Below are 26,160 nucleotides of genomic sequence, written 5' to 3' on the forward strand. Positions count from 1 at the left end.
TTATCAAATATAGCTGATAACCGGGATTGCAATTTTTTTTCATTCTCTTTAATATTGCTGACTAATACACGAAGACACAAAATTCAGTTATGCTCGATGATGTAGATAAGTTTCTTTCCTCGAGCCTTCCGTCTTCTGATTTTTTTTATCTATAACCTTATAACACCAGTTATGCTTTCATCTGCAGATTTACACCTTGAAAGGGCATTATTTCTTGCTGTTCTGATTTTGTTTTTCGGAACAGGATTCTTATGCACACTCATTGCTCTTATTATCAATTCTATAAGAAAGAAAAATAAAAGTGGACGTTATTATATTCTCTTTTTTCTCATTTCCGGAGCTATTGGAGTTGCCTCAGCTGCATTTTATTTTTATGTGATATTATTCGAACAGGTTGGAAACTATGTATTTTAAGAAGTTTTCCGGAAGATGAGAATGATTAAAAACCACTGTTATCAGGGATATTTTTATGCAATCTCTATTGTTATATTTGAGCCAAGAATTTATTAAAGATAAAGCGGTTAAAAATTTATGATTCTGATTATAATTATTGACTGTCATTCCCTTAGATATAAATATTAATTTATAACTTTTATAGCTTTCTTTTTCACAATCAATTCAATGATAAATTCTTATTTCGAATAAACACAACTTAAAAGTATGGGTAAAAACAACAGCCAAATAAAATTGAGTGAAAAAGAAGCTGTAATCGTTAATCTCGCTTTCCGAATCAGGAAAACAGACTGAAAACCGATTATCGGGGATTTACTTATATTTACGGTCTTTACGATAACAGAATTTAATAAAGATAAGGATTTGATGCACAGGCTATTATTTATACTTGCTTTAATTGTTAGTCCGTTTTTTGTCTATGCACAGGATGTTTTAAGCAAATTAGAAAAGGAATATGACCACGCGTCAAATAATACAGAAGAGCAGCTTAACCTGGCTCCTAAATATGCAAGTGCCTTATTTTTTCATAATCTCAAGTCTAAATCTTATCAGATTTTAGATACCAATATTTCCATCGCCAAAAAACAGTCTGATGGAAAATACGCCACAATTTTGTACGCAGTACAGGCTATGAATTACCGTCTGGATAATAAAACAGCAGAGTCTTTGAAAAGTCTTGAGATGGCAAAAGTGTACAGTTTAAAAACAAATAGTAACGAAATTAAAGGTTACTTTCATTACGCAAAAGGCTGGATTCTGGAACGGAACAATAAAATAACAGAAGCCGTTGCCGCCTATTTAAAAGCGATTGATTATTATGAAAACTCGCCAACGACCTCTACGCTGTATGCAAGATTTGGCAATGCTGCTAAAGAGTTGTCCGCTATTTATGCTAACCTCAATGAATATCAGCTTGAAGAGAAATACAGCAAACAGTTTCTGCTGCTGGCATCCAAACAAAATGATCCCAATCTTATCTTCGATGCATATATGAGGATGGGCTATGTCTACGAGCAAAAATACACTCAGGATCCATCTAATACGGAGTTTAGAAATAAGACAGAGCAGTATTATCTGCAGGCTATTACAACATTCAATAAGAACAAAAATCTGATGCTCAACAGGAGCAATCTATCATATGCTGCTATCAATTTAGCTAATTTGTATACTGGTTTTGACAGCCATAAGGCGATGAAATATGCCCAGTTGGCCAATAGTGTGAGCCTGGAAACCGGTGATGCCATTCATATTGCTTCTTCATTTGGGATATTGGCTGAATTGGCCATACAGGATAAAGATTATGATTTAGCCAAGTCTTATTTTCTGAAAGCGTCCATGGAAATTGGGAAGAGCCCGGTCAGAGATCATAAGATAGAATTGGCGATTCTTGAATCTTTATCCAGAATTAGTGAGGAACAAGGGAATTACAAAGAAGCACTCACATATTATAAAAGTTATGTTGATCAGTATAAAAGCGTTTATGATCAGGAAAAACTGGATATTACCAAAAGATTGGAATCTCAGTTTGATAAAGAAAGACAGGAGCAGAAGTATATCAAGCTTCAGCTGGAAAGTGATAAAAAAGCTCAGGAAATCAAGTTGATTAACATCGTCCGGGCACAGCGTGAACAGGTGTACAACAATTTAAAACTGGTAGAAGAAAATCAGCGCGAAAGGTTGAAGTTCTCAGAACTTGAATCAGAAAAAAAAGAACAGCAGCTCCGTCTGGCAAAGTTGGAAACCCAACAGAAAAATAATGATATTAACAACTACAAAAAGCTGTTGGCCTTCAAAGAGAAGATCAATACCTATTACGTCTTTTTTATTATTTTCTTTATCGTTTTAATCTTGTTACTGCTTTATGCCTATAAACAACGTGCCAAGTCCATTAAGCGAAGAGATGAATTACATACCTTAGCGATGGAACAGGAGAAACAAAATTCAAAAATTTCAACACTTACCGCATTGCTTGAAGGGCAGGAACAGGAACGTGGCCGGCTGGCCCGTGATCTTCATGACGGATTGGGCGGATTGCTCTCCGGAACCAAACTTCAGCTCTCTTATTTAAATCCCTATCAATCTGAACATATAGAGGAAGGGATTTCAAAATCAATTGAACAGATCGACGGAGCTGTTGAAGAATTAAGACGGGTCGCACACAATTTAATGCCTGATTTATTAACAAAATACGGTCTGGAAGTGGCCATTCAGGAATTTGCTTCCCGAATTTCCAATAATGCTTTGGAAATCCACACAGAATTTATCAATTACAGCAGCTCCCTATCGAAGGAGAAGGAGCTGATTATTTACAGAATCATTCAGGAATTGGTCAACAATGCCATAAAACATGCTGATACTTCTGAAATTATTATTCAGATAAGTGAAGAGGAAAACCAATTGAATCTTACAGTAGAAGATAACGGTAAAGGTTTTGACCTTGCAGACTTAGACGTAAAGAAAACAGCAGGTTTTCATAATATAGAATTAAGGGTCCAGTTTTTAAAAGGAACAATGAATATTACCTCCGAATTGAATATTGGCACCAGCATAGAACTTCAAATTCCCATTCATTAAAAATGATAAAAGTAGCTATAACAGATGATCATCCACTTCTGCTGGAAGGATTGAAGAATATTTTAGGAAACAGCACTACCATAGATGTGGTAGATTGCTTCAGAAACGTTTCAGAAATGAACGCAGGCCTTGCCAGGCAGGCAGTTGATATCTTATTACTGGACATCAACCTAGCAGATACCAATAGCATTGAACTCATAAAACCCTTGAAGAAAAAGTATGAAAATCTTCAGATTATCATCCTGAGTGTTCACAATGAACTGCCTGTTATTAATAGCTCTCTGACAGAAGGTGCTTTAGGATACATTCAAAAGAATGCTTCGGTTTCCGAAATCCTCGAAGGCATTGCTACAGTATATAGAGGAGAACAGTTTCTGTGTTCACAAACCAGGTCCGTTCTGGAAAAAAAATCTGTAGATGGGTTAAGCCAGGTTCCGAAACTGACCCGAAGAGAAAAAGAAATTCTGGCTGAAGCTGCCAAAGGTCTTACCACCAATCAAATGGCAGAAAAGCTTTTTATCAGTCCGCATACTGTAGAAAGCCACAGAAAAAATCTTATTGAAAAATTTCAGACATCCAACCTGAGTTCAGCAATGAAATTAGCCATAGAATATGGATTGATTATCGAATAAAATATTCATCTACAAAAAAGGCCTGCTTACATCGTAAAAGCAGACCTTTTTCTTATATAATCAAATAATTGGTGTGTTTGTTTTAATCTTTGAATTTCAACGCAGCCTGAAACAGGTTTTTCTTTCCTATTAAATCATATTCGTCGTTATATTCAGGCTGATACATCAGGATGAAAACTCTGCCGTCAAAATCTTTTAATTGGATTGGCTGGTCTACCATGATATCGTAAAATCTTGTAATAGTACGTGTAGCGGTCCATTGCTTTGCGTTGCCCTTAGGGTTTTTGTCAAATCTGTGATCCTTCGCATCTGTATAATACCAATATGAAGGTGCTGAATCCATTAGAAACATTTCTTTATCCTTATTATAGAGTTCCTCAGCCATACCTGTATTCTGAAACCAGGGAACTTCAGTATTGAACTGTCCCAGAGCTCCTGCATAAATATCCTTATTGGTAGTGGCTCCCACTAAAAAACCTTCAAGATTGGTAGACGTGATCTCGAAAAGAAAGGTAGATTTTTTCAGTTCATAAACATCATTTACCGGCTGTACCACTTTTCCGTCCTGTTTAATAACTACTTTCAATGACTGTGCGAAAGCCATAAAATTTAGTAAGCAAAAAAGAAGGGTCAAACTTAATTTTTTCATTGTATTTCTTTAAATAACTGCGGCAAAGATATTAGACTTTACCTCTATATACACTCGCTGATTTCAGGGGTTTTTATTATTGAAATTGCTGAAATTTTTTTCTAATAAAACCATTAAGAAGAGCTTAAGAAATAAAGTATAGTTAAGATGAATCATTCTTATCTTTAAGCGTAAAGCGAAGCTTATCTTAATATTTTCAACATCTTAATACGATCTTAATGTTTCAAAATATAAAAGTTTACACAAATTCATTCCTTCAAATGTAAATTGTATTCATTAAGGTCCTAATGCTCTCAGTTTTCTTACTAGAACAGATCAGCCTTCAACTGGATTTTTATATAAGCCGTTTTCTGCTTTTTACCATTGCCAGAAGCTGAATTAAGAGGATATACCTCTGCATAAAAGGTATCGTTATCGGTCCAGAATGCTTTTTTATCATCTGCTATTTTGAAGTTGGTGAAATTCACATATAAAATATTATCCTGTTTCTTTGTTTGTGGAAAATATTTAGAGATAATAAAATTGCTGCCCACATCATTATTGGATGAAATGCAGGTAACCCAGCTCTTGGTTGGGAGAATTTGCGGATAACCATCTGTACTCAATTCAAACAAAACTGCATTTTTTATATTGTAAAAAGAATAATAAGAATCTGCAAATTCATCAGAATTTTCTTTGAAAACTTCCAGGTTTAGGTAAGGTGATCTTCCTACATATTCATTAGCAAGCGGTCCGGTTTCTGTAGATATATTTTCATGCTGGGTAATCACTTCTTCTCTGCCATTTTCTTTGTATACCCAGTTATCATCCTGTAATTTCATATTCGGATTTTTCACCAATGTTTCATTGATTTTGGTTTTGGAGTTGGCCTTAAATTCCTGTTCTGAAATCTCAATAATTGTTCCGTATTTACTAAAAGACTTATTCTTAAAATCATCAGATTGTTTAAATGTGCTGCTTCTGATCCCATAAAGATCCACTCCATTTAAAGTTAATTTAAATGACGGAGTGAATTCTGATTTCAAGACAAAAGCTTCAATGCTGTTCGAAATATTATTATTAATGCTGTAATGAATAGAGTAGAAGTCCTCAAATTCTTCGAATCCGTAATAATTATCCAGCTTATTATAAGCGATTTTCAGATGAGCAGCCTCTTTATTCGGCGTTACAAAAAACTGTACAGAATCCAGCGTGGTAAATAATTGAAACGGTACCTCCTGTACATTATCTACGCCTTTAATTTTTTTGAAGTCGGCCAATGTAATGACTTTTTGCTTAACTTCAATTTTTGCTGTTTTAGTTTCTGATGTTTTATTCTGTTGATTGCATCCCACAAAAACAACCATACATGATATGAAAATTTGATTGGGTATTTTCATTTTCTATATTTTTGGGCAAAAGTATCAGTATTCAGATCTGTAACCAATAAAACAACCTGATATAGAGAATAAATGGCTGAAAACAGGGATATATTGAGTAGTGGATTTTGGAGAATTTTACCAAACGATAAATTAGATACTCTAAACTATTTTAAAAAATGAAAAACGTAATAACCAGCTTTTCAATTGTGATTACTTTATTAGTTTCGTGCTCACCTGCTACAGAAAAAAAAGGGAGTAAAGTTGATTCTGTAAAGGTAACAGCAAAAGAGATTTCAACTCCTGATCCGGTAAAGAATGTGGCTGAAATAGCAGAGATTCCGGGTGATTTTTCAACATTGGTTCCTATTGATGTATTGAACAACAAAAGTACAGATGTGTACGAGAAATATGGGCTAGAATTTTCGGGTAACTGTTATTCATGCGATTTGGCAAGTTTATCAATAACAAAGGAAAAAATAATTTGGACTAACGTCTGTGATGAAAAAGATACTTTTGAAATCAAAGATTTCTCTTTTACAAATGAAGAAAATAAAACTATTTTAAAAACTTCAGAAAGAAATTATATTCTGACACAAATAGATAAAGCTCCTGTTTATGAGCTTAGCGTGGAAGGTAAAAAACTGGAATTAAAAAACAAAAGATTGTCGAAGTATTTTACAACCAAAAAAGCCCTGCCTCTTTTTGCTGAGCATGATTGTGGCGATTTTGAAGGGTAGAACTTTTCCATGAAAACGTACAAAATAATCGGTCCTGAAATAGGTTGACTCGTGTAATATTCAAATCAGAGTAGAAAGTTTTCTATTCTGATTTTGTTTAAAACGGAAAAAGTCCTCTAAAACTTAGAGAACTTTTTAATTGTATTTTGAAAATATCAAAGATGATAATATCCTTACTTTTGGATTATCAGTTTTTAATAAACTTGGAATTATACGTTTCTTTTTTGTTTTTTACCTGAATAAGGTAGTTTCCATGTATCAGCTCAGAAACATCAATTCCTTTTTTTCCATCTACATCATCTTTTGATAATATCAGTTTCCCGTGCGTATCATAGATCATTACTTTTCCTTCGGTATTGAATTTTAGAATATCCTTTACAGGATTAGGAAAGAGTAATAAATCCTTTTGAGTAGGAGTACTTTCTTTAGTAGATAAATTGTTAGAATTATTTTTAAACTTCACGAGAGCCGTTTTAATAAATGAATTCGTTGCTGAGTTTTTAAGATTTGCACTTACATAGATTTCTGTCATATCAGAATTAGTTCCGGCATCTACAAAAGTTTCAAAAGCTGTAGGGTCAATATCATGTACAACATAGCCATTGGTTCCAAATGTACTATCTAATGTTCCATCGGTATTAAAACGCGCTAGTAGTATTTCCTTATCCTGAGTGGTTGTTGAATTTACGATATAGGTTGTGTTCCCGACCAATAAGATTTTGCCATCCGGCTGTATGAACATTTTTCGGAAATTAGTTTTATAGGCGGTTACAGATGAAAAAGCGGCAGAAACATCCAAATTCCCCGTAAAATTAGTATTGCCGAAAGAGTAGTCTAAATTTCCATACTTATCTGTTTTATAGATGCGGTAATAGTACAATGACGCACCACTGTTATAGGTATTATCCATAGCCATTAAATAAACATTATCCTGTGCATCCAGCTGATAATCTACACCAGCATTGCTGCCACTATCTGAACCCTGAGAAGCATAAAAATTAAAATTGTTATCTTGAGAGCCCTGAGAAGAATACTTGGCGATAAATGCCTTTGAGCCCTGTCTATGGCTAACACCTGAATTATTATTAATTTTATATAAGCCGCCTCCCACAAAGTAACTTCCATCAGACGCTTTAAGAATTTTTGCTGCACCTGTACCCATATGAATTCCTGTACTACCTGTTATTGCAGGAATATAGACTGGTGAAATGGAAAATCCTGAAGTACCCGTTTCATTTTTTAAAACCACTACACCACGGCCTCCCATATAATAACCATCACTTGCCAGAATAAAAAAAGAATTAGTGTTATTGCTGTTAGAAAGGTGAATACGCGGGTTCTCGATACAAGGAGAGCATCCTGAATTATTAAAGTCAACACTATTATTCGTTGATGTACCAAAAGCAGTATCTGCAGTGCCGTCTGAATTTAATCTTTTTACTCTGGTAGTATATAAGCTGTTGGCTTCCTGCGTTAATAACTTTCCATTAGAGTAGAGATATATACTGTTATAGGGGTTAGGGTTTGAAAAAACACCCATGGTGCCAAAAGTAGGATCTAACGTACCGGTATTGGTTAGTTTTTTTATTTGGTTACTAACCATCAAAAAAACTTTACCATCATTTGTAACCTGGATATTCGGGGCTCCACTTGGTGCATCATAACGGACTCCGTTATTGCCAAAGTTTAGATCTACCTGCCCATTTTGTCCATAGAATGAGCCTGCAGAAAAAAATGCTAGAAATAGTAAATGTCTCATGACTATTATAAAATTTTAGTTTTCGGGTTATTAGTTGGTCGCAAAAATATGATTTTTTTTTGAGTAAAATACTAGGTTTTTAATTTTATATTATTTTTCATGTGCACTTGGTTTGGAATATTATAATTCAGGGAAAATGAGGTCTTAAATGATTATAATAGAAATGATTGATCAAGCTGCCGTGAGAGATTTTTAAAGTCTTCAAGGGTATCATCAATCAATCCAAATTCATATTTCAGAATACCATTCACTCTTTCTGCTACCGCATTTTCATACGGGTCTGAGTTTTCTGTCATACTGATAAGGATACTGTATTCTTGTACAGGGGCTGATGTTTTTTTTAATTTCATAAGGATGACTGCTTTTATTGTTTTTTAGTCAACCTTTTTCAGGACGAGACAATACATAAAAAAACCTCAAATTACTTTGAGGTTTTTTTATATAAAATAATGACTTAATTATTTTGCTGGTTTTTTAGGACTCATCATCATAATCATCCTTTTTCCTTCAAGTTTAGGAAGCTGGTCTACTTTACCCACGTGCTCAAGTTCCTGAGCAAGCTTTAAAAGCAAAATCTCTCCCTGGTCTTTAAAGATAATCGAACGTCCTTTAAAAAATACGTAGGTTTTTAATTTAGAACCTTCTTCAAGGAATTTTTCAGCGTGCTTCTTTTTGAATTCATAATCATGGTCATCAGTCTGAGGCCCGAAACGGATCTCTTTTACAACCACTTTTACCTGCTTAGCTTTAAGCTCCTTCTGTTTTTTCTTTTGCTCGTATAAAAACTTTTTATAGTCTAATATTCTCGCAATAAACGGTTCTGCTTTATCGGAAATTACTACAAGATCCAATTCCTGTTCTGTAGCAAGCTGTCTCGCTTTATCAATTGGATAAACTCCCGGTTCTACGTTATCGCCCACTAAACGAAGCTCTCTCACACGAATTTTATCGTTGATCAAGTGAGCGTCCTCTTGTACCGGACGTCTCTGTGGGCCCCTGTTGTTAAATCTTTGTGCTATTGTATTATAATTTTATTGGTTAATTACTTAATTTAATTGATTTAAATATTTAAAATTGAAAGATTTCATGAATTCTTTAATCTTTGTATCCTTCAATCTTTTAATTTAAAATTTATATTGCTGCTTCCTTTTTGAAATAAGCAACGAAATCCTCAAGCTTCATCACTCCCAGATCTCCTTCTCCTCGTCTTCTTACAGAAATCGTACCTTCATTTTCTTCATTTTCTCCTACTACCAGCATGAAAGGAATCTTCTTCAATTCAGCATCGCGGATCTTCTTACCAGTTTTCTCGTTTCTGTCATCAATCTGACCGCTAATATCGTGATTTTCCAAAAATTGTGAAACTTTTTTTGAATAATCTACATATTTTTCACTGATCGGTAGAATAATAAACTGATCCGGGCTCAGCCATAACGGGAAATCACCTGCAGTATTCTCTAAAAGAATAGCGATAAAACGCTCCATAGAACCGAAAGGTGCTCTGTGAATCATTACCGGTCTGTGCTTTTCGTTATCACTTCCGATATAATGAAGATCAAATCTTTCCGGTAGGTTATAATCCACCTGAATGGTTCCTAACTGCCATTTTCTTCCCAGAGCATCCTTAACCATGAAGTCAAGTTTTGGACCGTAGAAGGCAGCTTCTCCGTATTCGATCACGGTTTTCAAGCCTTTCTTTTCTGCCGCATTGATGATTGCACTTTCAGCTTTCTCCCAATTCTCATCAGAACCGATATACTTTTGTTTATTTTCAGGATCTCTTAATGATACCTGAGTTACAAAGTCTTCAAATCCTAAAGACTTGAAAACATAAAGCGTTAAGTCAATTACTTTTTCAAATTCTTCGGAAAGCTGATCCGGAGTACAGAACAGGTGGGCATCATCCTGAGTAAATCCACGAACTCTTGTCAGTCCGTGAAGCTCTCCACTTTGCTCATATCTGTATACAGTACCGAATTCTGCATATCTTTTTGGCAAATCTCTGTAACTCCATTGTGAAGTTTTATAAATTTCACAGTGGTGAGGGCAGTTCATTGGCTTCAGCAAAAATTCTTCTCCTTCATTTGGCGTTTTAATCGGCTGGAAGCTATCTTCTCCATATTTATCCCAGTGTCCTGAAGTTACATACAATTCTTTTGCTCCGATATGAGGAGACATTACGAATTCATACCCTCCTTTTTTCTGAGCGTCAGAAAGGAAATTCTCCAGCTTTCTTCTTAAAGCGGTTCCTTTTGGTAACCAAAGTGGTAACCCGGCACCTACTTTTTCAGAAAATGCAAAAATTCCAAGTTCTTTACCCAGTTTTCTGTGGTCCCTTCTTTTAGCTTCTTCTAATCTTTCAAGGTATTCAGTCAGATCCTTCTGCTTAGGAAAAGAAATACCATATACTCTTGTCAGTTGAGGGTTCTTTTCGTTTCCTCTCCAGTAAGCTCCTGCTGCATTTAATATTTTAACCGCTTTTACGATTCCTGTATTCGGAATATGACCACCACGACATAAATCTGTAAAATTATCGTGTGTTACAAAAGTGATTTCCCCATCATTAAGATTAGAGATCAGTTCCACTTTGTATGGGTTGTCTGCATACGTTTTTAAAGCTTCTTCTTTAGAAACCGGATATAGAGAGAAGGTAGACCCTTTCTTTGCATTTTCTAAGATCTTTTTTTCGATCTTTTCAAAATCTTTTTCAGATAAGCTTTCATCCCCGAAATCTACATCATAGTAGAATCCGCTTTCAATGGCAGGACCGATGGTCAACTTAGCATTAGGATAAAACTCAAGGATTGCCTGCGCCAAAAGGTGGGCAGAAGAGTGCCAGAAAGCCTTCTTTCCAAGATCATCATTCCAGGTCAAAAGCTGTACCGTAGAATCCGTGGTTATAGGTGTGGTCGTTTCTACTTGTTTGTCATTAACAATTGCAGAGATGGTATTTCTAGCCAATCCCTCGCTTATAGATTTTGCCACATCTAGGGGAGTAACTGCACCCTCGAATTCTTTGACACTATTGTCTGGAAGTGTAATTTTTATCATTGTTTACTAAGAAATTTTAAGATGCAAAAATACGCATTTTTTAGATAAAATACTATATTAGCCTATAATTAGAATGAGAATTAATATTTAAAATGAAAAAGATGAAGATGGTTTTTGTCTCATCAGATTCTATATTCGGTGATTTACAGAAAAATATCTGCTGATTTTTCACCTTTCATAATCTTGATATTAAGAGTTGTTTTATAGTTTAAATATTTGATAATAAGAGAATTAAAAATTAACATGAATGCGATGAATATAGACCTGCACTGCGATTTACTCTATTATTTTCTAAGATCAGATGCTGCTCTTGATGATAAAGAGCTGGGCTGCTCACTTCCTTATTTACAGGAAGGAAATGTAAAGCTTCAGGTGATGGCAATTTACGCAGGAACAGGAGCAAACAGTACCAATTACGGATTGGAACAAAGTAAATTGTTTTCAAATCTCATTAAAAGCGAAAATTTTATTCTTTTTAATAAAGACAATTACACCATTTCTGACCATCAAAACAGGGTAGGAATTATCGCTTCCATCGAAAATGCCTCGGCTTTCTGTGATGAAAATCAAAGTCTTGATTCCGGATTCAAAAACCTGGAAATGATTATTGAAAACACTCAAAAAGTTCTTTATATTGGAATCACTCATCACCTTGAAAACCGATTTGGAGGAGGAAATAATGCCACAGCCGGCCTGAAGGAAGACGGAAAAGTCCTGATTGATTATATTGCAGACAGGAACATTGCTGTTGATCTTGCCCATACAAGTGATCAGCTGGCGCACGATATATTCACTTATATTGATCAGAAAAATTATTCAATTCCAATCCTGGCAAGTCATTCCAATTACAGAGCTGTATATAAAAATAACAGAAATCTTCCTGATGAACTGGCCAAAGAAGTAATCAAAAGAAAGGGACTGATCGGTCTGAATTTTATTAAAGACTATGTTGATATCAATCGTCCGGAAAAGTTTTATGAACATATTCAACATGGGCTCGATCTTGGCGGAGAAGACTGCATGGCTTTTGGAGCAGATTACTTCTACTGGAAAGATCATCCGGATAAATCCCGTCATCCTTTTTTCTTTCCGGAACACGCTAATGCATCTGTATATCCTGCTGTCAATAATGAGATTGAAAAACGATTTTCATCCGGATTGGCAGAAAAAATAAGCCATAGAAATGCCTTGAATTTTATAAATAATATGTATAAATAAAAACACTCTTATCCGATTAAATCAAAACATAATTAACAGGCCGTTTTACAATTCATGCGATTTTATTCTCTCTCAAATTGAGCTGATATCATAAAAAATCTGATTCAATTGCTAAATCTGTGAGAGAGAGGTATGTTAAAAAGAAAGCAGCTGGTTATGGCGTTTTAATTTAAGTGAAATAAGTAAATGAATTATTGATTTTGCATTCTATTTTACATTAATTAATATGTTTCAATTGTCTTTATTTCAGTTATTTATTGTGTATTAATTAATGTTTTCTTTTATACCTTACTTTCTGCTTGATAATTTCAATCACGTCTACATTCTGGACTTTAGATTTAATCCATCCGTGAATATCAATATAAAATAATGACCGTCTGTAATATTCATTTTTAGAAAATTCTTCCAGTTTTTGATCAAAGTTTTCAAATGCTTTCTGTCTCTGATCCAATACCTGATTATTAATATTCTTAAAAAACTGAATTGCCTCAAAGTGGAATTCTTCCGGTTTTTTCATTTTCCTGGCAAACTTCAGAGTAGAAGTAATAAATTCATCATAATCTTCATCCTTTCCAGATTCATATTTGGCCATTAAGATCAGAATTCTGGTATGGAACAGCAGGTCTTCCTGTACATTTCCCTTAGATTCTATTACCCTCATCGAATATTCAATCGATTTTTCGAACATTTTACTGCCAAAAAACATAGCAGCCATTTTAAGGTAAAGAATCATAAAATGGTGTTCATCAATTCTTTCTCTGAGTTTTTCCATTTTCAGTTCTACTTCAGGAATCAGTTTTGTTCCTGTAAAAAATTCCCCTTTTACAAAGTGAATGTTCATCAGGGTGTTATAATGAGTAAGGAAAATAAGAGACTGAAGATTTTCATTCTGAATAAAATTCTCCGCATGCACCATTTTATTAAAATTCTCAAAATGCTCCTCCAGAATGTCAATATTTCCATATAAGAAAAGGATTTTGAGCAGATAGGTATTTCCTTTGATATACCATACAGGATGACTGTAGATCATTTCCGGTTTCTTATGAAAAAGATCTACCCATTGATAAGCATATTTTAAGGTATACTTATAATCCTGCAGCAGCTGGTTTTTCCAGACATGCGCCTTATAATACCAAAGCTTTTCCGTAAAATTCAGTTTGGCAGGGTTAATATTTTTAATCTCAGCATTGAAGATATCCAGGACTTCCTGGCGGTCTGTATCATTTTTTACATAGCCATGGGTAAGCATTTCACTGTATAATCTCAAAGAAAGATTAGAAAGTTTTGTGGTGTAGCGGTTCTGTTTACTGATCTCCTGAGACTGTTTAATAAGTTCTTCGGCGCGGCCCTCGATACTACGTGTAATGAATTGTGATTCAATTACTTTCTCAAGATCAATGATTTCTGAGGCAATACTTTTTTCATCCAGTTCCAGCGCAGTCTGTTTAGTCTTATCTAATATTTTTAAGGCCTGCTTATAAAGTCCTTTCTGATACAGAATATTGGCAAAATCCAATTGTTCACGAAGCTGGATTCTGTAATTCTGATGGCTCGGGTTCATGCGCAGACTCACCAGAATCTGTTTATAAAGATGAGCTTTAAGATTTGAAAGCTGTTGTTTTGTGGAAATTTTTTTCTCAATAATCACACTTTCATCATATTCTTTCATCTTGTCCATTTCGGAAAACAGAAGAAGAAATTTGGCATCTACATTAATTCCGAGACGGTTTACGTACAGTTTAAACTGTCGCTTTTCAGAGGTGGTCAATGACTTTACCAATACAAACAAAAAATCTTTCTGCAATTCTGCCATTGTAAATTTTTATAAATTAAAGTGTTGATTAATAAATAAATACGATTGTTTCAACAACAGTTGAGTATTGTAATTTTCAAAAAAAGTGAAAATGAAAAAATATAGCAAGCTGTAGTTTTGAGTCAAAATTAAGTAAAAAACTTCATTTATGAATTCCGAAAAAATTGAAATTTTTGATACAACACTGAGAGATGGTGAGCAGGTACCGGGATGTAAACTGAATACGGAACAAAAGCTGATTATTGCTGAAAGGCTTGATGAACTGGGGATTGATATCATTGAAGCAGGATTCCCGATTTCCAGTCCCGGAGATTTTGAATCTGTTTCAGAAATTTCAAAACTGGTAAAGAATGCCAAAGTATGCGGACTGACGAGAGCGAATAAAAAAGATATTGATACTGCAGCAGAGGCACTGAAGTTTGCAAAAAGACCAAGAATCCATACCGGTATCGGAACTTCGGATTCTCATATTAAATATAAATTCAACTCGACAAGAGAAGATATCATTATAAGAGCAGCAGAAGCCGTAAGATATGCCAAAACCTATGTGGAGGATGTAGAATTCTATGCAGAAGATGCAGGAAGAACAGATAATGAGTATCTGGCACAGGTCTGTGAGGCCGTGATTAAAGCCGGAGCTACGGTGCTGAATATTCCTGATACAACAGGGTACTGTCTTCCGGAAGAATACGGGCAGAAAATAAAATACCTGCGGGAAAATGTAAAAGGAATTGAAAAAGCAGTGCTTTCATGTCATTGTCATAATGATCTTGGATTGGCTACTGCCAATTCTATTGCCGGAGCAATCAATGGAGCCCGCCAGATTGAGTGTACAATCAATGGACTTGGGGAAAGAGCAGGCAATACCGCTTTGGAAGAAGTGGTGATGATTCTGAAGCAGCATAAAAACCTTAATCTGCATACAGATGTTAATTCCAGGATGCTGAATGAAATGAGCGCCATGGTATCTGATCTGATGGGAATGGCTGTACAGCCTAATAAAGCTATTGTTGGAGCCAACGCTTTTGCTCACAGCTCAGGAATTCATCAGGATGGGGTGATTAAAAACAGAGAAACCTATGAAATCATTGATCCTGCAGAAGTAGGTGTGAATGCTTCTTCTATTATCCTTACAGCGAGAAGTGGCCGCTCGGCTTTAGCGTATCGTTTTAAGCATATCGGTTATGAGGTTACCAAGAACGAACTTGATTATCTATACCAGGAGTTTCTGAAGATCGCTGACCTTAAAAAAGAAATAGGCAATGAGGATTTGAGTATGATGATGAATTCTTTCGCCAGAAAAATAGGATAGGTTTGATTTAAAATCAAGATAAAGTAAACAATGAACAACAGTAAAAAGACACTTTTTGATAAAGTTTGGGACGCTCATGTAGTGGAAACCATTCCTGACGGACCTCAGATCATTTATATAGATAAACATCTTATTCATGAGGTAACCAGCCCTCAGGCTTTTGCAGAACTGGAATCCAGAAACCTGGAAATATTCAGACCTGAACAGATTGTAGCTACAGCGGACCATAATGTACCTACTCTGCACCAGGAACAACCTATTAAAGATGAACTTTCAAGAAATCAGGTAGAGCAGCTTACAGAAAACTGTAAGAAAAACAATATTGAACTTTTCGGATTGGGACATCCGTATCAGGGCATCGTGCATATTATCGCTCCGGAACTGGGAATTACTCAGCCGGGGATGAGTATTGTTTGTGGTGACAGCCATACCTCTACTCATGGAGCATTTGGATCTATTGCCTTTGGGATTGGAACCAGCCAGGTTGCTCAGGTATTTGCCAGCCAATGTTTATTGCTGAACAAACCAAAATCAATGAGAATTACAGTCAACGGTAAACTGAATGAAAATGTTCAGCCTAAGGATGTGATTCTTTATATCATTTCAAAAATAGGAACAGATGGTGGAACAGGATATTTCTGTGAATATGCCGGGAATGTATTTGAAGAAATGTCGATGGAGGGAAGAATGACTGTGTGCAACATGAGCATTGAAATGGGAGCCAGAGGAGGAATGATCGCTCCGGACGAGACTACTTTCGAATATGTAAAGGGAAGAAAATTCGCGCCAGCAGGAGAAGATTGGAATGAAAAAGTAGAATACTGGAAGACTCTGAAAACAGATGAAGGAGCTGTCTTTGATAAAGAACTGAGCTTTGATGCATCAGATATTTATCCAATGATTACTTATGGCACCAACCCGGGAATGGGGATTTCAATCCGTGAAGTAATTCCGGCACCGCAGAATGAATCTGAAGAAAAAGCATTGCAGTATATGGGACTGGAGGCCGGACAGACAGTGAACAGCATTAAGGTTAATTATGTTTTCATAGGAAGCTGTACCAATGCAAGAATAGAGGATTTCCGTTCAGCGGCTCAGTATATTAAAGGAAAAAATAAATCAGAAACGGTAAAGGCGCTGATCGTTCCAGGATCTCAGCAGGTTGTTAAACAGATTTACGAAGAAGGTTTAGACAAAATATTTAATGATGCTGGATTTCAGATCCGTCAGCCGGGATGTTCCGCATGTCTGGCGATGAATGATGACAAGATTCCTGAAGGAGAATATTGTGTATCCACATCCAACAGAAACTTTGAAGGCAGACAGGGCCAGGGAGCAAGAACTATCCTTGCGAGTCCCCTCACAGCAGCAAAAGCAGCAATAGAAGGTAAAATTTCAGCTTTTGAAAGTTTAAACTAAACCCATTAAAAGTACATGCAAAAATTAGTTATTATAAAATCCACTGCGGTTCCGTTACCGGCAGAAAATATAGATACAGATCAGATTATTCCTGCGAGATTTCTTAAAAGTATAGACCGGAAAGGTTTCGGAGAAAATCTGTTCAGAGACTGGAGATTCAATATTCATACAGGAAAACCGAATCCTGATTTTGTTTTGAACAATCCTAAATTCAGTGGTGAGATCCTTGTTGCCGGAAACAATTTCGGATGTGGAAGCAGCAGGGAACATGCGGCTTGGGCATTAACGGATTACGGGTTTAAAGTTATTATTTCAAGTTATTTTGCAGATATCTTCAAAGGAAATGCCCTGAATAACGGACTTCTTCCTGTGAAAGTTTCCGAAGGATTTTTAAAAGAAATCTTAGAAGGAATCAATGAAAACCCTGATCAGGAAATTGCCATTGATGTAGAATTGCAGTCTGTCAGCTTCAAAGATACCACTGAAACCTTCGAACTCGACTCTTATAAGAAAATATGCCTGCTAAACGGCTATGACGATATTGATTTTTTAATCAGCAGAAAAAAGGCGATTACAGAATTTGAACTAAAAACACAAAAAACAAATGAGCGACAATTATTTTAAAATCGCGGTGCTTCCCGGAGATGGGATTGGTCCGGAGATTATCAGTGAGAGCGTTAAAATATTAGATGTTATTGCTGAAGCTTTTCAATGTACATTCCAATTTGATTATGGGTTAATTGGTGCAGAAGCTATTTTTAAAACAGGAAACCCTTTGCCGGAAGAAACCCTGAAAATATGCAAAGAATCTGATGCCGTACTTTTTGGAGCCATTGGTGACCCTGTTTTTGATAACAATCCGGAAGCAAAAGTAAGACCAGAGCAAGGGTTATTGAAGCTTCGTAAAGAGCTGGGATTATTTGCCAATATCCGTCCTTTGAAGACCTATCCGTCCTTAATTGATAAGAGTCCGCTGAAGAGAGAAATTATTGAAGGAGCTGATATTCAGATTTTCAGAGAGCTGGTAAGTGGAATTTATTTCGGGGAAAAATTTACAGACCCGGAAGGAGCTTATGCTTACGATGTCTGCAAATACAGCCGTGAAGATATTATCCCGATTGCACATATGGCATTTCAGGAAGCACAGAAAAGAAAGAAAAAGCTTACACTTATTGACAAAGCAAATGTTTTGGATACTTCAAGATTGTGGAGAAAGACCTGTCAGGAAATTGCATCTGAATATCCTGATGTAGAGCTTGACTATATGTTTGTAGACAATGCAGCCATGCAGCTGATTCTGAATCCTAAGCATTTTGATGTTATTTTAACTGAAAATATGTTTGGAGATATCATTTCGGATGAAGCAAGTGTGATTGGAGGTTCTATCGGGTTGCTGCCATCTGCATCAGTAGGAGAGAAGAATGCCCTGTTTGAACCTATCCACGGATCTTATCCGCAGGCTAAAGGAAAAGGAATTGCGAATCCTGTAGCATCTATTTTAAGTGTGGCGATGATGCTGGATCATCTTAATTTACAGGCTGCAGCAGATAAATTGAGACAATCGGTAGAGCATGCCATTGAAAATAAATATGTGACCATTGATCTCAACACCAAACAGTATTATTCCACAAGTGAAGTAGGCAGCTTTATCGCTGATTATATCAGATATTCCGAAAAATCATATTATAATTTTGAAAATATCAAAATCGGGAAATCAACCATTGTATAGAAAGCAAAAGTTCAGTTAGATAGTTAGAAGAAAAGTTCCGCCTCGTATGAGAAGGAACTTTTCATTTTTTAATGATAAAGAAGTTTGAAAACTCTTTTATCATTTTGTATTATCCGTTTTTCCTGATTTATTTTTTGAAGGCTTCTGAATATCTTCTTTGTCAATATCAGGTGGATTGGTCTTTTTTGAAGAAGCAGGGATGTTCTGAAAATCTTCATTTTGTTTTTGAGTTTCTGCGGTGTTGGCAGATTCTTTCTTTTTGGTGTTTCCTTTTGTATCCATGACTTTAAATTTTAAATTCCAGGAATATGGATAGTATCATTCAAAGGGTTTGCCAAACAGAAATATTTTATCCTAAAGTCCCAGAATACCCATTTTACCGGTTTTATCCTCGATGGTATAATTCAGGGCTTTTGCCAAAACGAAAATATTATTCAGGTTTTCCATTAATTGTTTGCGGCCTTCGTTCCTCAGCTGATTCTGATCAATTGATTTTTCTGCTGTTTCTTTAGCCTTTGCAGTGACATTTTTAATATCTTTTTCCGAAATCCGGTTAAAGAATGAATCATCCAGAGATTGAATCTCAACACTCGGGGTAATTCTTATCTCAGCATCAGGAAGTTCAGTAATCACCAGTTTCTTATTGATGGAATCTACTTCTATCTTCATCTTATTAAGATCATAAGAAACCTGTGCATTTGTCTTTGTGTAAGTAATAATACTGTTGCTGGAAACTTCTTTTCCCAATACTTCATAGCCCATTTTGGTTTTCTGCATACTGGAGGTATTCTGTTCCATCACCACCATTTTATTCATCTTGGAAATCTGGTTGGTCAGGATATAATAATCCGACTGTTCAGTTTTAGTCCCAAGATTCAGGCAGGACTTCAGACCCAAAAACAGAAGTACCATAGCGCCGGCACCGGCTGCGAATGATAATATGGTTCTATAATTTCTCAAAATCTATTTAAAAATTTCTTTAATGACAGATGAATCGTTCTTTTTAAGAATTTCTGCTAAGTCTCTTTCTATATATCCACTGGTTGGCATTTCTACAATTCTTCCCACTTCTTTTCCATATCTTTTCAGGATAATGGTAGGAACTTTCTGAAGATTGTAAAGACTTTCATCACCAGTAGGAGATTCTTTCTTACGATTTACTGCAATAATACTCAATTTATTTTCCGGATAGTTTACGGCTTCCAATATTTTCATCAGTCTTGGAAAATCCCTGTGGCTGTCTTCACACCATGTTCCCATAAAAACAATGATATCATAAGACCCGATTTTCTCTTTTTTTAATTCACTGACTGCTTTTTGGTCAAGAACATATTCGTCATGTTCTTTTACATACCAATCAGAATAAGGAGCTTTTAAAAACTGTTCCTTCAGTTGGTTTCCCAAAAGCATTTTGCCATCTTTCTGAGTCTCAACCTCACGGTTTACCACTACTTTTTGAGCGCTAAGCTGCTGTGCAGCCCAAAATAAGCTTGAAAAGGCAACAATATTGGTAATAAATTTTTTCATATTTTATTTCTCGATAATTGATTTTAAATCAGCAGGAGAGTAGTATTTGTTTTTTAATACTTTATGGTCCGCCTGTCTGTACACATTAAATTTTTCTCCAGACTTTTCATAAAAAGATTCTACTTCTTTCTCTTTGTAAAATTCAACAGTTTCTTTTGCCTGTTCTTCATTATCACATGCTTTCGACATATTGGAACGCTGAACTTCGTTGAATAGCTCTACAAATTTGTTGCCAAGACCGAATTCCAGTACAGCACCACTTAAAACATACTGTAAATCACAAAGTGCATCTGCAATTTCTACCATATTATTATCGGCAATAGCCTGTTTTAACTCATTAAGTTCTTCCTGTAACAGTTCTACTCTAAGATTGCATCTCTCCGGAGAAGGAATTTGTGGGGTATCTAAAATAGGGGCTTTGAAAGTAGTATGGAATTCTGCTACTTGGTTCAGACTATCAATTTTATCCATGAATTTTTTTATTTCCCACAAAGATAGAAAAGGATTTGTAAAATGTAAAATGTACAGGAGTAAAATATGAGACCCAAAAACGCAGGGCTGTCTAATGTTTTTATTTTACTCCCGCGAATTAAAGTTAATAGGCATTCTAAACCATGATTTTACTGGTGTTCCATTAGTTTTTGCCGGACTCCACTTTCCTTTTATTTTTTTCAGAGCAAATTTTACATCCTCAAGAAGAATTTTATTGTTTTCTACTTTGGGTTCAAGATCTACATTGGTGATATCTCCATTTTCATCTATGGCAAAGGATATAAGAAATGTTCCTTTTGGGTTGTAAGATTCCCAATCCAGATAATTACTTAAGCTTTCAAGAACATCTTTTCTAAATGCTTTCATTCCACCGGGCATGGAAGCGGACTGATATGATTTAACAATATCATAATCGGGTTTGTAATTTTCAAAAAAATCCTTGGGTTGAAATAGAAAATCGAAATAAGCCGCAACTTTCTGTCCATTTTGCTCTGCAGGCTGCCAGTTTTTCAGGCTTCCTAGAGATTTGACAGCAAGATTGAAAGCACATTTGTTCTTTTCTATAATAGGATCATCACTCTTTTTCTTTACTAAAGCAGGTTTACCATTCTCATCAATCTTTAGGCTTACAAAATACATCTCATTTTTTTCACACGGTTTTGAGCCGTTTTTCAGGAAATAGTTCTGCATATCTGAGAATAATTGGATGGAGCCTCCCTGGTAAGGAAACTGACCTTCGGGATATTGGGCAAGTGTTTTTTGTGAATATGCTGGCCCAAAGAACAGCATGACAAGAAGAACAGTAATTTTTTTCACGGTTATTGATAATGTTATTAATTTCTTCGCTAAAGTAAGAAAAAGTCCACAAATTGAAATTTGTGGACTTTTAATAGTATGTTGAAGGATTTCAATTACTCATATTTCCAGACTCCGGAGATGGTCAATATCATCAAGCCTGGCTGCTTTTCTCCATAGCTGAATACACCTATGTATTTTGAATGACAGGAAGTACAATTGGTGCCAAAGTATAAAGTCGGTAGATCATTAACGGTGAATTCTCCAAAATGAAGCATTCTTTGAGAGGTTCTGCTGACCATTCCATGTTTCAGCAATTCGTCTTTGGATAATACTTTATGTTCATTATATGCCTGAAAGATGGAAAACCCGGATTCGTATGGTGTTATTTTGATGGTATTTTCACAACCGCAATCGCAACAGGTGAAAGTGGCTCGTGCTGAAGGAATGGCTTCATCATTCCTGAAAATATTTTCTGAAAGAGCAGCCTTTTTGCTGATCGTTATTTTTGTTGAGATTGAATACATCTTAATGGATTTATGGCTGGATAACTGTGCCTACTAAGTTAGGATATTTTCCACTGGGACTTTTCTTAATGGTAACCTTTATATAACCTTCTTCCGCCAGTTTATTCCATGTTTTCTGGTAGCCGGTATTGATATCAACAGGAATTTTCCACATGGTTTGTTTTCCTTTTCCTGCCTGTCCGAACCATGGAATGATGTCTGCAGTCTGGGTCTTAAACTGCATTGAATTATTCAAAACATCAATTTCATAATAGAAATCATATTTTTCTTCAGGTTGATTTAAAGCTCTCTGTGTAAAAGTATACGTATACCCATTGATAATAGGACTTGTAAAGCTTCCTCCTAGAGTAGGAACGCCGGTTCCGTTATAGCTGCCTACAGCTCCGCTGTATCGGTCAAATTTCTGCCCAACCTGTAACGGAACATCATCAACGATATTGTAGCCTCCGTTTGCAGGTGGCCATCCTCCATTTAAATTATTAGCTTTAAAAAGTGCTTCCAGTTCACTCCATTTACCACGTTTATAAAGGTCATAAGCCTGATTTCTGATAGATGGGCTTACTGTATTATTAGTGTCGTACGTCACAGCTAGCTCATCTGCATTTTTGTAAAATACAGTGGTTACATCTGGATTGGAGTCTGGTTCATCATCTCTGTCAGAACTACAGGCGATGGAGAGGGTGGTGATCGTTAAGAAAAAAAAGTACTTAAATAAATGTTTCATATAAAAAATTTTAAATTATTTTAAAATTACAGAGGTATTAGAAGGGCTACCTTTTTTGAAACATCATTTTTACAAAATCTTAAGTGAATATTATGAATGCAGTTCTATTACAAGAATCAGATTTTACTTTAATAATAAGCTTTTCCGGCAGTATATTTAAATTATTGAATACTACTTACACCAAAATAGGGTGAAAAGAAGCCTTGGATTACGCATCAAAAACGTTTCGAAGCTCCCTTAAATACAAACTGGGTAAACGGTACAATAAAAAAATATTTATTATGCGATAAATTTAAATCAAAAAACTCAAATACTAGTGATTTTATTTTAAATAAAATATTCTTATAAAATTATTTGCAGTTATAAATGATTATTTTATGATTTTTAGCATTAAAAATAAAACTGCCCCGTAAAGGGCAGTTTTATTACATCGTTTAATTTTAAAGTCATTAATTTTTAATGAATCGTTTCGTTGATTCTCCAATTTGAAGCATATAGGCACCTTTAATAAGGTTGCTTACATTCACAGAACCTCTCTGAAGTTTTCCTGAGTCAATTAGTTTTCCACCCATATCAAAGATTTTATAGTCTTCTGACGTGGTATTGGAAATATGAAGGATATCTCTGGCGGGGTTTGGATATAGCTTAATATCTGTGATCAGATCTTTTGTGTTCTGAAGATCTCCTCTTCCTGAAGATACGATGTTAAGCGTGTAATCTTCAACCTGACCATAGGTAAATGCTTCACATGATGATGTTGGTATTGAGCTGTATTTCATCATCACTCTCATTCTGGTAGATCCAATGGTTGCTGTGGATGGAATCGTGATAGATCCTGTTACCGGACTGGTCGTAGACCCTGCTTTTGTCCATGCCAGCTCTCCGCTGTCTGTGAAGTCTCCGTCACCGTTGTAATCAATATAAACAGCGTATGCTTCGCTGTATTTTGTAGATGTCCAAACCGGAGTGATGGAAATTGTATAAGCATTTCCTCTTGTAACATTGGTAGAAATTGAAGTAAAGTTTTCATACCCTGCGGTTCCTGTAGAGGTATTGTTAATAGATCCGAATGTTACGTTTCCGATTCTTTCATCAGCTGTATTGGATGCTGAAGATGAGCAATAAGTAACCGTTCCGCCTGAAAGAGTGGTAACACTTACCGTATTACTGGAAACAGAAGTATTTCCTGCTGCATCTTTTGCTTTAACAGAGAAAGAATACGTGGTTGCAGGAGTCAGTCCTGTTACGGTATAAGTTGTAGAAGCAGTAGAGCCTATTAAAGAAGCTCCCTGGTATACATCATATCCTGTAACCCCCACATTGTCTGTTGCCCCTGACCATGAGAGATTGGTCGTTGTAGAAGTAGTTCCTGAAGCAGCAAGGGTAGGAGCTGTTGGTGCAACGGTATCAGGAGTTCCGGAACCTGCATTTACAGAGATGTTGGCATTGTTCACATCAAAGAAAATATGATTTGCTCCTTTTACCATAATTCTTCCGGTAGTGGTATTGGCATTAGGGATGGTTACAGCCTGTGAGCCGTCATTTGGAGTTCCTGCCAACAGTGTGGTCCATGTGTTTCCACTGTCTGTTGACCATAGGATATCTACATTGGCCGTATTTACGCCATTTGCTGTAGTTCCCGCCACATCCCAGGTCACTGTTTGAGAACTTCCTCCTGCGTACGTTGTCGCTGAGTTTTGTGAAGTTACCAGGAACGGCCCTGCGGTTGAATTTACGGTGATAACAGCATCATCAGAATTATTTCCTGAACCTCCGGCTTTGTTATCACGAACCGTAAATCTGAAATTCAATGTTCTTGCAACGGAAGAAAGAGCTTCAACAGTGATTTCAGATCCTGCTGTAGTAGTAGCTCCTGCTAGGATAGAAGCCATTCTTGGGAAATATCTTACTGGGACTGTCGTTGGAGTCCATGATCTGAAGTTAGGCCCTGAAGCTTTTGTTGCGCTGGCAGCTGAACTTGCTCCTGTCTGGGAAGAAGAGGCATTATCCATCTGCTCCCAGATATAGGTCAGGGAATCCCCGTCAGCATCTGTTCCAGCACCTGTCAGTACAAATGGTGTTGCTTTGGGTATTGTATAATCCAGACCTGCATTGGCTGTAGGAATTGAGTTTCCGGTATTGGTGTTGACAGAGCAGGTTTTGGCTTTAATATTATTAGTGATCTGCTGAATGCTTATCGCATGGAAAAATGCATCGGAATGTGGCTGAATATCCTGGCTGGTAATTCCCGCATATCCCATAATTGTAGACCCCGAACCTGGTTCCATATTAGCTCCTGTGCCTTCGTTGTTCATAGAGAAGGTGTGATTACCGCCAAACTGATGTCCCATCTCATGGGCTACATAGTCGATATCAAAATTATCTCCTGAAGGAATAGCATCTGCAGGAGATGTATAGCCGCTTCCTTTGGAACCATTTGTACAGATACAACCGATACAGCCGGCATTTCCTCCGCCTCCTGAAGCTCCGAAAAGGTGTCCGATATCATAATTGGCTTCACCAATGACGGAAGTTAAGGTGCTTTGCAGCTGAGAGTTCCAGTTACTCATTCCTGAAGCAGCAGAATAGGGGTCTGTGGAAGCGTTGGTGTAGATGACAGCATCATTGTTGGCGATGAGAACCATTCTTGCGGCAAAATCTTTTTCAAAAACACCATTTACGCGGGTCATAGTGTTATTCATTGCGGCAAGGGCCTGTGCTTTTGTTCCTCCAAAATATGTGGTGTATTCTCCTGTACAGGACAACGCCAGTCTGAAGGTTCTCAGTTTGGCATCATCAGCGTTGGGTCTTGCAGCAAGAGCAGAATTGGTGACTCCTTTCTGGGCGGCCTCTACCACAGTACATTCAAATTTGTTAAGATCATCCTTTTTATCAGACTTTCTGTACACTACATAGGTGGAAAGGTCTTTGGTGTATGGCTCAATGAATACAGCAGATTTATCACCGTAAATTTCCATTGATGACAGTCCTAGTGGAGAAACACTGAAATAGACTGTAGAATTGGGATCATCCAGACCTTGTCCCACATAGGATTTGATATCCGGATACTTTGCTGCCAGCTCAGGGGCAAAATTGGAATTCTCCCTCACTTTAAAATTCTCCATTCTTCCTTCTGAATTGGGGAAAGAAATGATGAGTTCTGATTTTTCGCCTACAGCCAGTCTTTTGGGAGCTTTTGCCAAAACATTTTTCAATCCGTTAACATCCAGGCTGTACACCTTGGGATTGTTGATGCCGGATTTGTTTTCAAAGATCTCTGATGAAGTTTTTCTGGAACTTTCAGACCAAAGACGGTCTGTCTGTGCGAAAGAAATACCCGAAATAAGGAGCATTCCAATCAGCGTTAATTGTTTTTTCATATTAAAAA

General features: G+C 36.3%; 23 protein-coding genes and 1 pseudogene. 9 read left to right on the top strand and 15 right to left on the bottom strand.

What is annotated here, in order from left to right; genetic code table 11:
• Window positions 1-171 precede the first annotated feature (171 nt).
• From AC3FI7_RS03535 to AC3FI7_RS03545, 3 genes are all read left to right on the top strand, one after another.
• Complete coding sequence (locus AC3FI7_RS03535; RefSeq protein WP_491461420.1) at window positions 172-414, top strand: hypothetical protein; 243 nt, start codon at window positions 172-174, stop codon at window positions 412-414.
• Window positions 415-819: 405 nt separating this feature from the next.
• Window positions 820-3,027, top strand: a complete 2,208-nt coding sequence (locus AC3FI7_RS03540) for a tetratricopeptide repeat-containing sensor histidine kinase (protein WP_491461421.1) — start codon at window positions 820-822, stop codon at window positions 3,025-3,027.
• Window positions 3,028-3,029: 2 nt separating this feature from the next.
• A complete protein-coding gene (locus tag AC3FI7_RS03545; RefSeq protein ID WP_491461422.1) occupies window positions 3,030-3,659 on the top strand; it encodes a response regulator in 630 nt (209 codons plus the stop codon).
• A gap of 82 nt (window positions 3,660-3,741) precedes the next feature.
• On the opposite strand, the gene AC3FI7_RS03550 is transcribed toward AC3FI7_RS03545, so the two are convergent.
• On the bottom strand, window positions 3,742-4,263 hold the full coding sequence (locus tag AC3FI7_RS03550; RefSeq protein ID WP_228451311.1) for a hypothetical protein: 522 nt from the start codon (window positions 4,261-4,263) through the stop codon (window positions 3,742-3,744).
• 350 nt (window positions 4,264-4,613) lie between these two features.
• A complete protein-coding gene (locus tag AC3FI7_RS03555; RefSeq protein WP_491461423.1) occupies window positions 4,614-5,687 on the bottom strand; it encodes a resolvase in 1,074 nt (357 codons plus the stop codon).
• 158 nt (window positions 5,688-5,845) lie between these two features.
• On the opposite strand from AC3FI7_RS03555, the gene AC3FI7_RS03560 reads away from it, so the two are divergent.
• A complete protein-coding gene (locus AC3FI7_RS03560; protein ID WP_491461424.1) occupies window positions 5,846-6,406 on the top strand; it encodes a hypothetical protein in 561 nt (186 codons plus the stop codon).
• Between the two features lie 187 nt (window positions 6,407-6,593).
• Here the strand turns inward: AC3FI7_RS03560 and AC3FI7_RS03565 are convergent, their stop codons facing one another.
• From AC3FI7_RS03565 to thrS, 4 genes and pseudogenes are all read right to left on the bottom strand, one after another.
• Window positions 6,594-8,165, bottom strand: a complete 1,572-nt coding sequence (locus AC3FI7_RS03565) for a T9SS type A sorting domain-containing protein (protein ID WP_491461425.1) — start codon at window positions 8,163-8,165, stop codon at window positions 6,594-6,596.
• Window positions 8,166-8,236: 71 nt separating this feature from the next.
• Window positions 8,237-8,476 (bottom strand): annotated as a pseudogene (locus AC3FI7_RS03570) (integrase core domain-containing protein); the annotation flags it as partial.
• 147 nt (window positions 8,477-8,623) lie between these two features.
• A complete protein-coding gene (gene infC / locus AC3FI7_RS03575) occupies window positions 8,624-9,124 on the bottom strand; it encodes a translation initiation factor IF-3 (protein WP_172617123.1) in 501 nt (166 codons plus the stop codon).
• A gap of 172 nt (window positions 9,125-9,296) precedes the next feature.
• A complete protein-coding gene (thrS, locus tag AC3FI7_RS03580) occupies window positions 9,297-11,216 on the bottom strand; it encodes a threonine--tRNA ligase (protein ID WP_291897670.1) in 1,920 nt (639 codons plus the stop codon).
• Window positions 11,217-11,468: 252 nt separating this feature from the next.
• Between thrS and AC3FI7_RS03585 the strand changes: the two genes are divergently transcribed.
• Window positions 11,469-12,434 carry a dipeptidase gene (locus tag AC3FI7_RS03585; RefSeq protein WP_491461426.1) on the top strand — a complete coding sequence of 322 codons (966 nt, stop codon included), beginning with the start codon at window positions 11,469-11,471 and terminating at the stop codon, window positions 12,432-12,434.
• A 268-nt stretch (window positions 12,435-12,702) separates the two neighbouring features.
• On the opposite strand, the gene AC3FI7_RS03590 is transcribed toward AC3FI7_RS03585, so the two are convergent.
• The gene (locus tag AC3FI7_RS03590; RefSeq protein WP_142725812.1) at window positions 12,703-14,247 is read right to left on the bottom strand and encodes a hypothetical protein; all 1,545 of its coding nucleotides are present in this window, start codon (window positions 14,245-14,247) and stop codon (window positions 12,703-12,705) included.
• Between the two features lie 148 nt (window positions 14,248-14,395).
• Here AC3FI7_RS03590 and AC3FI7_RS03595 point away from each other — a divergent pair, with 148 nt between their 5' ends.
• The 4 genes from AC3FI7_RS03595 to leuB are packed head-to-tail and all read left to right on the top strand — an operon-like array spanning window position 14,396 to window position 18,707.
• Window positions 14,396-15,559: a 2-isopropylmalate synthase gene (locus AC3FI7_RS03595; RefSeq protein ID WP_142725811.1), complete on the top strand. Its 1,164-nt coding sequence runs from the start codon at window positions 14,396-14,398 to the stop codon at window positions 15,557-15,559.
• Between the two features lie 30 nt (window positions 15,560-15,589).
• The gene (gene leuC, locus AC3FI7_RS03600; RefSeq protein WP_142725810.1) at window positions 15,590-16,978 is read left to right on the top strand and encodes a 3-isopropylmalate dehydratase large subunit; all 1,389 of its coding nucleotides are present in this window, start codon (window positions 15,590-15,592) and stop codon (window positions 16,976-16,978) included.
• A 15-nt stretch (window positions 16,979-16,993) separates the two neighbouring features.
• Window positions 16,994-17,602, top strand: a complete 609-nt coding sequence (gene leuD, locus AC3FI7_RS03605) for a 3-isopropylmalate dehydratase small subunit (protein ID WP_142725809.1) — start codon at window positions 16,994-16,996, stop codon at window positions 17,600-17,602.
• On the top strand, window positions 17,583-18,707 hold the full coding sequence (leuB, locus tag AC3FI7_RS03610) for a 3-isopropylmalate dehydrogenase (RefSeq protein ID WP_142725808.1): 1,125 nt from the start codon (window positions 17,583-17,585) through the stop codon (window positions 18,705-18,707). Before leuD ends, leuB begins: the two co-directional genes overlap by 20 nt.
• 99 nt (window positions 18,708-18,806) lie before the next feature.
• On the opposite strand, the gene AC3FI7_RS03615 is transcribed toward leuB, so the two are convergent.
• The 8 genes from AC3FI7_RS03615 to AC3FI7_RS03650 form a co-directional block, all read right to left on the bottom strand.
• The gene (locus tag AC3FI7_RS03615) at window positions 18,807-18,989 is read right to left on the bottom strand and encodes a hypothetical protein (protein ID WP_343658388.1); all 183 of its coding nucleotides are present in this window, start codon (window positions 18,987-18,989) and stop codon (window positions 18,807-18,809) included.
• A 72-nt stretch (window positions 18,990-19,061) separates the two neighbouring features.
• On the bottom strand, window positions 19,062-19,667 hold the full coding sequence (locus tag AC3FI7_RS03620) for a DUF4230 domain-containing protein (RefSeq protein ID WP_142725806.1): 606 nt from the start codon (window positions 19,665-19,667) through the stop codon (window positions 19,062-19,064).
• 3 nt (window positions 19,668-19,670) lie between these two features.
• A complete protein-coding gene (locus tag AC3FI7_RS03625) occupies window positions 19,671-20,234 on the bottom strand; it encodes a TlpA family protein disulfide reductase (RefSeq protein ID WP_142725805.1) in 564 nt (187 codons plus the stop codon).
• A gap of 3 nt (window positions 20,235-20,237) precedes the next feature.
• Complete coding sequence (locus AC3FI7_RS03630) at window positions 20,238-20,705, bottom strand: pyrophosphohydrolase domain-containing protein (RefSeq protein WP_142725804.1); 468 nt, start codon at window positions 20,703-20,705, stop codon at window positions 20,238-20,240.
• 105 nt (window positions 20,706-20,810) lie between these two features.
• Complete coding sequence (locus tag AC3FI7_RS03635) at window positions 20,811-21,542, bottom strand: energy transducer TonB (protein WP_491461427.1); 732 nt, start codon at window positions 21,540-21,542, stop codon at window positions 20,811-20,813.
• A gap of 95 nt (window positions 21,543-21,637) precedes the next feature.
• A complete protein-coding gene (locus tag AC3FI7_RS03640) occupies window positions 21,638-22,048 on the bottom strand; it encodes a hypothetical protein (RefSeq protein ID WP_491461428.1) in 411 nt (136 codons plus the stop codon).
• A gap of 10 nt (window positions 22,049-22,058) precedes the next feature.
• On the bottom strand, window positions 22,059-22,772 hold the full coding sequence (locus AC3FI7_RS03645) for a glycohydrolase toxin TNT-related protein (RefSeq protein ID WP_142725801.1): 714 nt from the start codon (window positions 22,770-22,772) through the stop codon (window positions 22,059-22,061).
• Window positions 22,773-23,221: 449 nt separating this feature from the next.
• Window positions 23,222-26,152 carry a reprolysin-like metallopeptidase gene (locus AC3FI7_RS03650; protein WP_491461429.1) on the bottom strand — a complete coding sequence of 977 codons (2,931 nt, stop codon included), beginning with the start codon at window positions 26,150-26,152 and terminating at the stop codon, window positions 23,222-23,224.
• Window positions 26,153-26,160 lie beyond the last annotated feature (8 nt).

Source organism: Chryseobacterium sp. TQ-BC-N36 (assembly GCF_058382295.1).